Origin of the sequence: Sedimentibacter sp. B4 (assembly GCF_000309315.1) — a bacterium.
Classification (GTDB): Bacteria; Bacillota; Clostridia; order Tissierellales; family Sedimentibacteraceae; genus Sedimentibacter; species Sedimentibacter saalensis.
On sequence record NZ_CANG01000868.1, the window covers coordinates 1 to 201 of the forward strand.

Here is a 201-nt window from a genome sequence, read left to right on the forward strand (position 1 = left end):
CGATCGGCGTGGTCCTGGCTGACACCGCGGTGAAGGCGTCCACGATCGATGTGATCGGCTACGCGAGCCCCGCCGACGGCACCAGCTACTCCAACGAGGTCATCTCCTTCTTCACCGGTGATTCCGGTGCGGTGCGCCAAGCGATCATCGCCGCGCGTGAGGTCGGCCGCGGCCTGCTGGGCTCGATGGGCGCGTACCCGG

General features: G+C 68.7%; 1 protein-coding gene. It reads left to right on the forward strand.

Annotated features, from left to right (window positions below; translation table 11 throughout):
- Window positions 1-201, forward strand: a 201-nt coding sequence (locus BN358_RS24535; RefSeq protein WP_157593527.1) for a BMC domain-containing protein, incomplete at both ends; no start/stop codon positions are given.